Origin of the sequence: Dyadobacter sp. UC 10 (assembly GCF_008369915.1) — a bacterium.
Lineage (GTDB): Bacteria > Bacteroidota > Bacteroidia > Cytophagales > Spirosomataceae > Dyadobacter.
Window position 1 is genome coordinate 2,930,781 of record NZ_VSRN01000001.1, and the last position, 13,419, is coordinate 2,944,199.

8 protein-coding genes are annotated in these 13,419 nt (G+C 45.7%); 6 read left to right on the forward strand and 2 right to left on the reverse strand.

Going from position 1 to position 13,419, the window contains the following annotated elements; genetic code table 11:
* The first annotated feature begins 82 nt into the window (after positions 1 to 82).
* From FXO21_RS12185 to FXO21_RS12210, 6 genes are all read left to right on the forward strand, one after another.
* Positions 83 to 1,135, forward strand: a complete 1,053-nt coding sequence (locus FXO21_RS12185; RefSeq protein ID WP_149640326.1) for an efflux RND transporter periplasmic adaptor subunit — start codon at positions 83 to 85, stop codon at positions 1,133 to 1,135.
* A gap of 25 nt (positions 1,136 to 1,160) precedes the next feature.
* Complete coding sequence (locus FXO21_RS12190) at positions 1,161 to 4,289, forward strand: efflux RND transporter permease subunit (RefSeq protein ID WP_149640327.1); 3,129 nt, start codon at positions 1,161 to 1,163, stop codon at positions 4,287 to 4,289.
* Between the two features lie 342 nt (positions 4,290 to 4,631).
* Positions 4,632 to 5,357, forward strand: coding sequence for a hypothetical protein (locus FXO21_RS12195; RefSeq protein WP_149640328.1), 726 nt, complete (start codon positions 4,632 to 4,634; stop codon positions 5,355 to 5,357).
* A 275-nt stretch (positions 5,358 to 5,632) separates the two neighbouring features.
* Entirely contained in the window at positions 5,633 to 6,409 is a 777-nt protein-coding gene (locus FXO21_RS12200) for a hypothetical protein (RefSeq protein ID WP_149640329.1), read from the forward strand.
* A 231-nt stretch (positions 6,410 to 6,640) separates the two neighbouring features.
* Positions 6,641 to 7,459 carry a hypothetical protein gene (locus FXO21_RS12205; RefSeq protein WP_149640330.1) on the forward strand — a complete coding sequence of 273 codons (819 nt, stop codon included), beginning with the start codon at positions 6,641 to 6,643 and terminating at the stop codon, positions 7,457 to 7,459.
* 409 nt (positions 7,460 to 7,868) lie between these two features.
* On the forward strand, positions 7,869 to 8,555 hold the full coding sequence (locus FXO21_RS12210; RefSeq protein ID WP_149640331.1) for a hypothetical protein: 687 nt from the start codon (positions 7,869 to 7,871) through the stop codon (positions 8,553 to 8,555).
* An 80-nt stretch (positions 8,556 to 8,635) separates the two neighbouring features.
* On the opposite strand, the gene FXO21_RS12215 is transcribed toward FXO21_RS12210, so the two are convergent.
* Both FXO21_RS12215 and FXO21_RS12220 read right to left on the reverse strand, forming a co-directional pair.
* On the reverse strand, positions 8,636 to 11,119 hold the full coding sequence (locus tag FXO21_RS12215; protein ID WP_149640332.1) for a glutaminase family protein: 2,484 nt from the start codon (positions 11,117 to 11,119) through the stop codon (positions 8,636 to 8,638).
* Positions 11,120 to 11,265: 146 nt separating this feature from the next.
* Complete coding sequence (locus FXO21_RS12220; protein ID WP_149640333.1) at positions 11,266 to 13,344, reverse strand: protein-disulfide reductase DsbD family protein; 2,079 nt, start codon at positions 13,342 to 13,344, stop codon at positions 11,266 to 11,268.
* Positions 13,345 to 13,419 lie beyond the last annotated feature (75 nt).

Consider the following 13,419-nt stretch of genomic DNA (forward strand, 5'->3'; position numbering starts at 1 on the left):
TTGTCATTAGGTCATTGGTAGTCAATAAGCCATTAATATTCAATAAGAAAACATTCAGTCATTCAGTCATTCAAAATTGATCATGAAAAGGAAAATAATCATAATAAGCTCCATACTCGTAATCGGCCTTCTGATCGGGTTCCGTTTGGTAGCAAACAAGTCCAAGATGGACGCGAAGAAAGTAATGCCGGATAACAAAAATGTGACGATTCCGGTAACTGCGGTGGCAGTGAAAGAAGGTAGCACAAGTCAGGACCTGGTGCGTACCGGTAGCCTGATCCCATTCAAAGAAGCCGAGATTATGGCGACTTCTGCGGGTAAAGTTTTATCAGTTAAATACGACCTCGGAACTTACGTTTCGCAGGGTGCGACGCTTGTAAAAGTGGACAGTAAACTCAAAGAGCTTTCACTGGAAGCAACTGAATTGAATATCAACAAACTGAAAAAAGACGCGGATCGTTACACCAAACTTTTGGCGGGAAATGCGGCGACAGAAATTCAGGTGAACGATACCAAATACAGCTACGAAAATGCATTGAACCAGGCTGAGCAGATTAAGCAGCAGATTAATGATGCTTCGATTGCAGCGCCGATAAGCGGCCGCGTGATTAAGAAGAACATAGAGCCGGGCGAGTTTGTGAACGTAGGAACTTCGTTGGGAACGATCCTGGATGTTTCGCGCCTGAAAGTACAGGTGATGATCTCTGAAAATGATGTTTATAAATTGAAAGAAGGTCAGCACGTGGCAGTTAGCACAAGTATTTTCCCTGATAAAAAGCTCGACGGCGTGATCTCATACATTGCACCGCAGGGCGACGAATCGCACAACTATCCGGTGGAAATCGTGATCAAAAACTCAAATCAACTGCGCGCCGGAACATTCGTGACGGTGGAATTCAAGCAAAAAAGCAGTCAGAATGCATTGCTGATCCCGAGAAGTGCATTGGTTGAGAGTATACGTAATCCATATGTGTACACCGTCGAAAATGGTGCTGCCAAAAAACGTAAAATCGAGGTGGGCCGCGAAGTGGGCGATCATATCGAGGTTTTGTCGGGATTGAAATCGGGCGAAACGGTGATTACAACCGGCCAGATCAACCTCAGCGAAGGTGCCGCGGTTAATGTCACTAAATAGTTTTCATCAGTAAACGAATCAGAAAATGTCAATCACCGAAGTAGCAGTAAAAAGACCGCTCTTCATCATAGTAGTATTCACAGTATTGATACTATTTGGTGTGATCAGCTATAAACAATTGTCTTACAACTTGTTGCCAAAGTTTGAGGCGAATGTGGTAAGTGTAATGACGACTTACCGTGGCGCCGCTGCGGATGAAGTTGAGACTAATGTCACCAAACATATCGAAGACGCTGTTTCGGCGATCGAAGGTTTGGACCAGATCAATTCAACTTCTCAGGAAGGGGTTTCTTCTGTGGTAATTCAATTGAAACAAGGTATCAGCGTCGATCTGGCGCAGCAGGAAGCGCAGCGTAAAGTGGAGCAGGTGATTTCACTTTTGCCCGACGATGCCGACCGTCCCGTGATCAACAAATTTTCTACCGATGAAATACCGGTTTTGAGAATGGGTGTTACCGCCAACCTCTCGCCATCCGCATTGTATGATTTGATCGACGAGAAGTTGAAACCACAGCTTTCGAACGTAACCGGCGTAGGCCAGGTAACGATCATTGGTGGTACGGAGCGTCAGATACAGGTGAATATCAGTCAGGATAAATTAAAAGCCTATCGCTTGTCGATCGCGCAGGTTTCTACGGCGATTAATAATGCAAATACCTCATACCCGGCAGGTCAGGTGAAAACACAGGAAGATCAGCTCTCCATTCGTTTTGATGCGAAACTGACGACTGTTGAAAATCTGAGAAATGTGATCGTGGGCCGCAATACTACCGGCGGGCAGGTCTTTCTGAAAGACATTGCCGAAGTGTTTGACGGCACAGCAGATGCCACAGCAGTAAACCACATTAATGGTAAGCCTTCCGTAGCGTTGCAAATTCAGAAACAATCTGATGCCAATGCGGTGGAAGTAAGCAAGTTAACGCAGGAGCGTTTGACGACTTTGGAAAAACAATATGAGTCGGCCGGACTGAAATTCAATATTGCATCTGACCAATCCATTTACACACTGGCCTCGGCCGACGCGGTTGTATTTGACCTTGGACTGGCGGTACTGATCGTGTCGATCGTGATGTTGATGTTCCTGCACAGTTTCCGCAGCTCGATGTTCATCCTCGTGGCATTGCCTTCTTCGATGATCCCGACGTTCATTATGATGAGCTTGCTGGGCTTCTCGCTGAACCTGATGACATTGATGGCGCTTTCGCTGGTGGTGGGTATCCTTGTTGACGACTCGATTGTGGTGCTGGAAAACATTAACCGCCACATGGAAATGGGCAAGAGCCGATGGAGGGCTGCGTTGGACGGACGTGCTGAAATCGGGTTTACGGCTTTGGCGATCACGTTGGTTGACGTCGTGGTATTCGTGCCGCTTGCGATGACGCAGGGTTTGATCGGTAATATTCTGAGAGAGTTCTCGCTGGTGGTTGTTTTCTCAACACTCATGAGTTTGTTCGTCTCCTTTACATTGACCCCGCTTCTGGCTTCTCGTTTCGGTAAAATTGAAATACTGGACAAAAACACACTTTGGGGCAAGCTGAACATTGGTTTTGAAAATTTCTTGGACAGGATAAAAGAAGAGTACGGTCGTTTGCTGACCTGGGTTTTGGGTCACAAAAGATATGTGTTCCTTGGATCGCTCGCCTTGATCATTGGTTCAATCGCATTGGTCCCGGGAGGTTTTATCGGAGCAGCATTTATGCAGCAGAGTGATCGCGGTGAGTTGAATGTGTCAATTGAACTGGCGCCAACTGCCTCTATCTACCAAACAAACCAGGTTGCACAGCGCGTTGAAAAGCTGTTACTGACCAGAAAAGAAGTAACCAAAGTATTTACAAATGTGGGGTACGCCAATAACGGTTTGGGAACAACTTCCAATAGTAACATTGCCGATTTGACCGTTCAATTGGTAGACAAGAAGGACCGTACTTTGTCGTCAGATGATTTCGGAACCGAAATTCAAAAGGAAATCCTGCAAATACCCGGCGTAAAAGTGACGGTAGCGCCTACTTCCATTACCGGTAACGCCAACCAGGCGCCTATCCAGGTGGCTGTAAAGGGAACTGACATGGCGACTATTCGGAAGACAGCTGCACAGGTAAAAGAAGTGGTTGCTTCCATACCTGGAACTGCCAACGTCGACTACTCTGTGGATGATCCAAAGCCGGAAGTGGGTGTGCAGCTGGACCGTGAGAAAATGTCACAACTCGGCATCAATGCCGCCGAAGTTGGAGCTGCACTGCAGACTGCATTCCGCGGAGATGACCGTTCAAAATTCAAGGAGAATGGTAAGGAATATGATATTATGGTGACGCTGGATCAGTTCAACCGTTCCAAAGCGGACGATATCCGTCACCTGACTTTTGTAAATAGCTCTGGACAAACATTCGAGCTATCCCAATTTGCAACGGTGAAGGAGGGAATGGGCGAAAGCGTGCTGCAGCGGATCGACCGTCTGTCTTCGATCACCATTAATTCACAGGTTGTAGGTCGTCCATCCGGTTCTATCGGAGCTGATATTCAGGCAAAAATGGCAAGTGTGAAGTTGCCGGACGGGGTTTTTATCGAATATCGCGGTGACCTGAAAAACCAGGCCGACGCATTCGGAAGTCTCGGATTGGCGCTTGTGCTCGGTATCGTGCTCATTTACCTGATCATGGTCGCGCTTTACGAAAGTACCATTTATCCGTTCGTTGTATTGTTTTCGATCCCTGTCGCACTGGTCGGCGCATTGACTGCCCTGGCCCTGACAATGGAAAGCTTAACGATTTTCTCGATCGTAGGTATGATCATGTTGCTGGGTCTGGTAGCTAAAAACGCGATTCTGATCGTCGATTTTACCAACCAATTGAAAGAAGAAGGCCACGCATTGAAAGACGCATTGATCGAAGCCGGAAAAGAACGTCTCCGCCCGATCCTGATGACCACGATCGCGATGATCGCCGGTATGCTGCCGATCGCCTTAGCATCCGGCGACGGAGCCGAAGTGAAAAATGGTATGGCCTGGGTGATTATTGGCGGTTTGACAAGCTCACTGTTGCTGACGATATTTCTTGTTCCTAGTGTGTATTATGTGGTGGATAAGGTGAAGGAGCGTTTCGCTAAGCGCAAAGAGAAGCAGCAGCAGCGGAAAGAGGAGTTGGTTTTAGAAGCGTAACATTGCAAGTTTTCCTCATCAGTCAAAATCCCCGAAAGGGGATTTTGTATTTTGTGGTTTAGCGGAATCGTAAACCTGAAATAGTTAGATAAAACGATGCGGGTTCTGTCATAAGTTTTTGCAAATCCCTGCAGCAAATCAATTAGTAGTCCACGATACGAGTTATATCGTAGAACCTATTCGTAATAGGTATAAGCCTCCAAAATACCTATTTCCACACCCTGTATTGAGTCACTCCGCAGAATAATCGCACCCGCCCACGCACTCATTTTCAACGTATTGCTATTGGTGAATACCTTCTTTTGTAGCCGACAAATGAATGTTCAACCAAAACGTAAGAAGATGAAACTAACAAAACAATTACCAGTAGCGCTGGGCCTGGCCTGCGCATTGATGCTGAGCAGCTGTTCGAAAGAGGACATTGCAACACCGCAGCCACAAGCGGAAAGTATAAATATGCATTCAAATGAGAAGGTGGAGTCTCTTTCTCCTTCTATCTTGCCGACCCAGACAGAATACTTGGGAGAGGCTATTCTTCCAAATGGCTGGCAGAGGAATAATACAGGTTTCTCTACCAATCCTGAGGCATATCCCGTAGGCGTCTCTAATAGATATCGCTTATGGGGGGACCCTGCAAAGCTTTTTGTGCAAGGTATGCCCCTAATCCCATGGGCAAGTAATCTTGACGCATTTATTACAGTGACTACTTCGAGCATTCTGAGTAAAACAAACAAGTCGTCGGTAAAAACTAAAATCACTGGTCTATGGCCTGGAAAAAAATATGCGCTTACCGTATATGTAGGGTCCTCTCTCCCTAAAGCGGCTCCCGGTATACCATACGCGACTTTTGCAAAAAGCTGCTTGTTGACCCTGGGATATCAAAACACTTCTTTAGAAACTGTTGTGGATCTGACTAGCTACAAGGCTTGCTGGGTTCAGAAAGTGATCGCTTTCACAGCATTGGGTCCACAAATGGATTTGGCTTTTTCGGCATCTCCAGCTCAGGCGGGGCAGTATGCCTATGCGCACCTGCTGGTTTCCTCCGGAGCAGTTAAGCAAGTGAATTAATACAGGATTGTTAAATCCATTGATAAGACAAAGGCGGCCCGCGAAATTTCCCGGGCCGCCTTTCATTTGATATCTCTCTCCAACTTAGAGTTAATTCGCAAGTTTAATCCGGAATAAGTACAATTCATTTATTCTCGCATCCAAGGCGTTTTCAGGACTCTTCCAAAGAATAATCCTCGTCTTCCGCAGGCTCATTTAAGTCTTTATCTTCTTTTAGAAGACCTTTACTTGTGGCTCAGTAATAGAATAAATGTTTCACCAAAACAATTGTGAAAATGAAATTAGTACAAAAATTACCCATCGCCCTCAGCCTCGCATGCGCCATGATGCTGAGCAGCTGTTCGAAAGAAGACACCCTGGCACCGCAACCAATGGCGGGAAGTGTGAATGAGCATTCCGGCGCGAAGACGAATGCGGGAGAGGAAGGAGCAGCCCCTTATTTTGCATCAACATTTGGGGTAACCGGTTTTGAAAAGTATCCTATGGACTGGATCAAAACGACAGGGCCAGGCGAATCAATACCCGCAGGCTCGTCGTCACTTACATCACTTTGGGGAATTGTGAACTGGAGCCCATTAGTGAATCCAAAATGGGTGAAGCCATTACCAGCGGTTCCTGGAATTCCAGCGGCAAATACTGTGGTAACAGTCAAGAGCTTTGCTCATACCGCTGCCGAGAGCAGTGACAAATCAAGTGTATTCACATGGCTTAAAAACTTAAAGCCGGGAAAAACGTACGTGGTTACATTTTATGTGGCAAGTACCATAGTTAATGGGCTTGGAAGCAATGGCGAGAGATCTGTGTATGCAACCTCTGCCGAGATCAAAATTTTAAATGTTAACGGCGGAAGCAATACAACGAATATCGGCTTTTATGGACAAGAGGCTACATGGGTAAAAAAGACAATTACATTTAAAGCGAACGCTGATCAAGCCAAATTTTCTTTCTCAGGTTTAACGCCGCTAGGAAATGTGTATTCTTACATTCATCTTTTTGTGGATCGCAATTCGATAAGGGAGTTAAATGCCTTTCAGCCAATGGTAGTTCAATAATAAGCATAGGCCAAGGAAATCTTTCATTGTCTCAATTACTTGCCGTCTTAGCTTTTGCTAAGGCGGCATTTCTTTGCATTAAATTGTCAATGTCCTGAGCGAGCTACCTGGAACATAACACTAGTAAATACTACAATACGACTATCACTACTGTTCTTGGATTTATCGCTTCAGCCGAAGAATAAGCCCAAGTGTCCCTCAACTCATTTTAGGACCATTATTCATTTGCAAATGCCCTTTTTTGTAGCCAGTAACAAAAACAAATGTTCAACTACAGATTTTTCAACAATGAATTTAGTACAAAAATTACCGATCGGTTTAGGGCTGGCTTGCATGATGATGCTGAGCAGCTGCTCGAAGGAAGATGTATCTGCGCCCGAGCCGCAGGTGGGTGGGGTGAATGAGAGTTCGGGGTTGAGGGAAGAAACTGGCGGCGTAGTGGCATTGCCCGTATTTCCTTCGACAATTGGTGCCACAGGTTTTAATATATATCCAGCGCATTGGAAAAGAGTGGTAATACCTAATCTTAATGCATTAACTTTGAATGTATTGCCAACAGGCACATCAACCTCCACCCACCTGTGGGGAAATGCATCATTGCCCTGGACAAAGGCGATTCAAGCAATCAATGAAGTACCAAACGGAAGTCAAATTGTAACTGTTACTTCCAGCAAATCCAATTTTTTTTATCTCACTGACCACTCGGCTGTCAAAACAACGATTAAGAATTTAAAACCGGGAAAAAAATATTCTCTGACCTTCTATGTTGCAAGCACCCATAAAAATGTCGTTCCTGCACCATTTACATCAGGTTATGCCAAAGAAGCAGGTATTTCCTTAAGCTACTCCGGCCCTAACGGTTCTTTTAGTAAAGCATACTATGTCGACTTAAACAACAAAGAGGCGGTTTGGGTATCGAAAACTATAATATTTGACACGATCGGAGCCACGGAGGTTGATTTCGGTTTCGCTTGTGCCTCCGCAAAAGATGGAGAATATTCATATGCAAATATCTTTGTGGACAAAAACTCCATCAAAGAAGTAAACTAAGTACTTCAATGTCAAATGCAAAGGCCGCCCGGAATCGTCTGAGGCGGCCTTTGCTTTATAATCTGCACTCAACCTACTTACCATCCCCTATTTCATGCCAGTCGGAAATAGGAACATCGGAGTCTCCTGGCATCAATACTAACCCACTTGAAAAAGCGAATTGGCATTTCCAGGCAGAGCTTATAGAATAAACTGTCAGTTTTTGTTAGCGTCCGATGCGAGTTATGTCGAGCGATAAATTCACAATAACTACAAAGCGGTAATCACAAAATAAGTCAAATAAGTCCCTTTTCACCGCAGAATAGCCCTTACTGCACGGCTACTCATTTTCAAGGACTTATTCCCCGCCCGCCCACTTCATTTGTTGCCAGTAACAAAAACAAATGTTCAATTACAAATTTTTCGAAAAATGAATTTAGTACAAAAATTACCGATTGGTTTAGGGCTGGCTTGCATGATGATGCTGAGCAGCTGCTCGAAGGAAGATGGAGTGGCGCCGGCGAGGCAACCTGATGCTGAAAGCATAGTCGCATCGGGCGCGAATTTAAAGACTCGTGGTTACACAATTCCGTCGACCCAAGGGCCTGTTACAGGTAATGCAAGTTCTTCTAGTTTATTGCCAGGTTGGAATGTGGAAAGTCCCTCACTTGCTGGCGTGTCAAATTACAGTAACATACTAGGCGATCCTTTGGCCCCTTGGCAAAATCCTTTGCCAGTCGTATTTCCAGGCCCGTCTAGTTTTGTAACGATAAAGGCATTTAAGTCAGCGCCCGCCCATTCTGCTATTGGAATGAAAGGATTAATCCCTGGGAAAAAATACAAAGTAACGTTCAGTCTTTCTACCTCAAAGCGTTTGGGCTCTCAAATGCCATATAGTGAAAGTGCGGACGTCAGGGTAGGTGATTTGGATCCCCACATTGCTAAAAAAACAATATACTTCGCTGGGAAAGAGGGGCAATGGATAACAGATAGCATTATTTTTACGGCCACGAAAGAGACTCACGGATTTTACGTCTTTTCTCGTCCTGATACTGAGAATGTATTCACTTACCTTAATATCCTTGTGAAAGAAAACGCGCTGCAACAGTTGGATTGATAATTATTGTAATGAATGTTAATGAAAAGGCCGCCCGGAATCGTCTGAGGCGGCCTTTGCTTTAATACAATTTATCAAAATCACTTCCACTTCTCCCCCAATACCTTCATCCAATATCCCCCAACCACAGACCTCGCGCGAAACCCTACCGACTTGCCGTTCATTGTTTCATGCCAGTCGGAAAGGGGGATGCGATCCGGGGTTTCCATAGCGTATTTGTAAACGGGTTTGATCAATGCTTCAAAGTCGGATTGATTTTTAGCCAGGGTTGCGGTCCAGACTATCCAATCGGACTTCGTATAAGTTTTGCGGCTGTCGAGCGGGAGGCCGAATGGTTTTTGCTTGGTGAGATAATATTTGATCTCCTTTTCTGCAACCGTTTTCGGGAATACGTTCAGTTGCAAAAGTTCATCCCAAACGAGGTTGTATTTCTGGCTCCATGAATCTTTGTTGTCGAATGTGAGGGCATAGTGATCACCGCTGTCAGCCAGCTCCATCCACTTCTTGGCGAAGTCTTTTACCAATGCATTTACTTCTGTGGCTTCCCTGGTTTCACCCAGTTGCCCGGCCATTTTTGCATAAGAAGCTAATCCCATAATAGCCTTGATCGACAAGTTGGCATTGCGGGCGAGGTGACCTGCAAAATCGTCGGTGCAAAGCTGGTTGGCAGGGTCGAAGCCTTCTTTTTTCAAATAGTTGGCCCAGACAGAAAGCGTTTTCCAGTGCTTTTTGGCAAATTCAATATTGTTCTCAGCTTTACAAATGGCGTAAGTCAGCGTCAGCATGTTACCCGATTCCTCCACGGGCATGTCTTCGCCGTAAGTCTGGCCGTTTGCAAGGGGATATGTGCCCACATCATGCGCAGCAAAGGGTTTCGTCCATTTGCCGCTTTCTGAATAATAGAAGATTGGTTCCATCATTCCTTTCAACAATGTTGGATTATAAAGCAGGAATAACGGTGCCGACGGATAAGTGATGTCAACCGTCCCTATGGACCCGTTGCTGAAATTTTCTTTGGATAAAAACAATGGCATGCCCGAAGGATCTGCGACAAGCTTATGTGCGGAAATGGCCTGTCTGTAAGCCAAAACGCAAAGCTCGGCATATTGTTTTCCGCCCGCTTTCAACGCATCCTGATAAATCATTTCGTCCGTGGCCTCACATTGTTTCATCACTTTATCAAAGTCCCTTTCCGCGTCTGCCAGCTCACGTTCGATGGTTTTGTCACCTTCCTTATTCCACCAGGGGCGCAGGTTTTGCCCAAAATACTGGACTGAATACACATCATCGTATCCTATTATAGCATGAATTGATTTGCTTTCGGGGCCTATTTTGTTGCCAAAGGCAAGCACGTAAGCCATAGATCTCGTGTCTGCATTTGCGGCAGTTTGCTGGTTTGCAGTGACAGCACCACTTTTTGCAAACATTTCAATTAATTCCTCCGACGGGCCAAATCCGGAGCTTTTAACAAATCTATGCGGAGCCGACAAGAAGGCACGGCCCCAATCGATGCGCACATCGTCACCTTTACGGCCCAGCACTTTCTGTTCCGTATTGGTGAGGGACAGCAGGAAAAAATCATCCCGGGCTTCGCGTTTGCCCGTTACCTGCTGACTGTTGTCGTTGACGGCCCAAAGACCTGATATTGCATTCAGGATTTCTACCTCATGTGCTTGTTTATCAGTAGATTCTACATCGTAAACTACATAATTGACAGGCCGCGAGATCAGGTGCAAATCTTTGAGGATAAGTGGCGCCACAAAACGCGCTTTTAACTGAATAGGCCCTGCCTGGAAGGTGTAAATCGTCTGCGTGGCTTTCATCTCGAATGCGATCTGTTTCGCGGGCTGAATCACCTGAGCTCCTTTCAACATGATTTCATCCGAAAGCCCAATGTCGATATAACCGGGGCCTGCACCGTTTTTGCAATAGGCGGCTAAGATATTTTTACCTTTTTTAAGCACTTTTTTTGCCGAAGCGCCAATCGGTTTAAATTCGTAATCGCCAGTGTAACAGGGGGAACAGTCAAATGCAGGAATGCCGTTAATATAAACCTGCACGTCATCGTCGTGGAAAATGTTCAGTGTTGGTTTTTCAAAATCGGCGGTTGTCAATGTGAACTCGCGGCGGTACCACACTTCCTTGGGGAATACGGTACCTGTTTTCACCATCGCATCATTCCGGTCTTTGGTGCCGAAGGGCGCGTCTCCCTTTTTCCAGCCGGCGTCGCTGAAATCTGCCTTATACCAGTCTGCTGCTGGTTTTTCGGTGGTATAGCTGGCCTGATATTTCGCTTGTTTTGCAGTTGAAATGATGATTTTGAAAACAGGGCTCGGAGCGCCCATAAACCTGTAAGTCTTGCCATCAACACGGATCAGCCCGTCCATCGGATGCGGTTTCCCCGTCCAGTGTTTTGTAACAGAAGCATTCAACGCATCACCAAAGGACCAGACACTCGTATAAGGGTCAATCGTAACAAGTGGAGTAGCCGGCGGGCGAAATGTTTGGGCAAAAAGAGAGAACGAAGTAAGGGACAGTAGCAAAAAAGACAAGCATCTATTCATGAGCCAGCAGATTTAGGATAATTTGACGTTGAAGAAACTTTCGCAATAATAAGGATTAGCACGAAAGTTAGTAATTACCGTCAGCTAAAGCAGACGGTAATTGATTATCGAGTCACTTCCCATCTGCTTCAGCTGACGAGAAAGCCTCACTTGTTCAGAAACGCTGCTTTTCCGCTGTCCAGGAACGATGCAAAGTTGGCAGGGTTGAGATCGTAGTTTTTAGGCTTTACAAGCAAATTGCCTTCGTGATCGACCAGACAATAGTGCGGCTGCGCATTGTTGTTGTACTTCACAATCTGCAAATCAGCATTCTGGGCGCCTATCGTTTTCTTGATTTTGTTATCATATTTGGAAGTATACCACTGCGATTCCGGCAATTCGGTTTTGTCGTCGACATAAAGCGCGACGATTACATAATCGTTTTTAAGTCTTTGCAAAACCGCAGGATCAACCCATACCCTCGCCTCCATTTCGCGGCAATTGACGCAACCGTGTCCGGTGAAATCGATAAAAACTGGCTTATTTACTTTTTTTGCGTATTCCAGTCCCTCCTTATAGTCGAAAAAACCGTTGAGCTCGTGCGGTAAATGAAACAGATCAGCATATTTTCCAGCGATTTCACTGCTGCTGCCAGCAGCGGTGCCGGCACTTCTTTTGTTGAGGTCAAAGTCTATGGTAGACTGGGGGGGAAGGTAGCCTGCCAATGCTTTCAGCGGAGCACCCCACATGCCTGGCAGCATATATATTACAAATGTGAAAGTGATAATGCTGAGCAGAAGCCGGGGCACGCTTACTTTTTCTAGAGGTGAATCGTGAGGTGTCCTTATTTTGCCCAAAAGGTAAAACCCGAGCATGGCAAAGATGACGATCCAGAAAGCCAGGTAAATCTCACGGTCAAGCAGTCCCCAGTGATAAACCTGATCTGCAATACTGAAAAATTTCAAAGCCAGCGCCAGTTCCAGGAAGCCCAGCACTACTTTTACGGTATTCAGCCAGCCACCCGATTTCGGTAAAGATTTGAGCCACTGCGGAAACAATGCAAACGAAGTAAACGGGATCGCAAATGCAGCCGAAAATGCTGCCATACCTATAATAGGTTTCACCACCTCGCCACCTGCTGAGGCTACCAGCAAACTCCCGACGATCGGCCCGGTGCAGGAAAAAGAAACCAGTACCAAAGTAAACGCCATAAAGAAAACGCCGGCATAACCGCCTTTATCCGCTTTCTGATCCATTTTATTCACAAAACCACTCGGTAATACGATCTCGAAAAGCCCCAGAAAGGAGAGTCCGAATACGATAAAAATGGCGAAAAACAGCAGGTTGGGCAACCAGTGCGTACTTAGGAAATTGGCAAACGCAGGGCCATTCAGCCTCGAAACCAATGTGCCTATTAATGTATATATCAAAATGATCGACGCGCCGTAAACAAACGCTTTCACTTTGCCGCCCTGTTGGTTAGTAAAGTAGCTCACCGTCATCGGGATGATCGGGAACACGCAGGGAGTAAGTAAAGCGACCAGACCCGAAAGAAATGCAGCCAGCGCAAAAGCCCATAAAGAGCCGTCGGCAACATTAGTATCTTCGGGATTGTTATTGGCCGAGACCGGTTTTTCAGAGGTTTCGGAAAAAGTACTGTCGGTATGCACAGGTGCAGCAACGGCAGTAACAGACTGAGCGGAATCGGCGGAAGCTACTGGATTTTGATCAGTTGCGTTATTCTCTGGTTGCGGGGCGGCCCCTGCGGCAGCGACCTTCAAACCTTTAAATTCGAAATCTTCCCCTCCCGCAATACACATGCCGGTAACGTGGCTGCAGGTTTGGTATTCAGATGTACCCTTGATAACAGGGTTATCTGTAAGGATCTTTATCGTTTGCTTAAAAACGCCCTTTCCTTCAAAATACTTAACATTTCCGCCCCAAACCTCTTCAAATTTCGTCTTCGGATTTTGCGGTTTAAGTTTCCCAACGACTTCGTACGTATTGTTCTTTTCAAAAGTAAAAGTCGTAAGCATCGGCCCCAGGTCAGGATCGAAGTCGGAGGAGTACATATACCAATCTTTTTCGATTGTTGCAGTAAAGATCAGGTCTATAGTTTCACCCTTTTTCACCTCAGGCTTGGATAGCGTATAAGTCCATTTTGCCTTTGGTTGTTGAAGCTGCGCAATTGCCGAAATCGAGATAATGGAGCAAATGCAGAGCAATAGGGTGGTAATACGTTTCATGTCAATAGCTATTATTCAGTAGAGCTGTGGTCTCATATTGAACGTAATTTTGGCAAAAAAATTCATCAAGTGAAA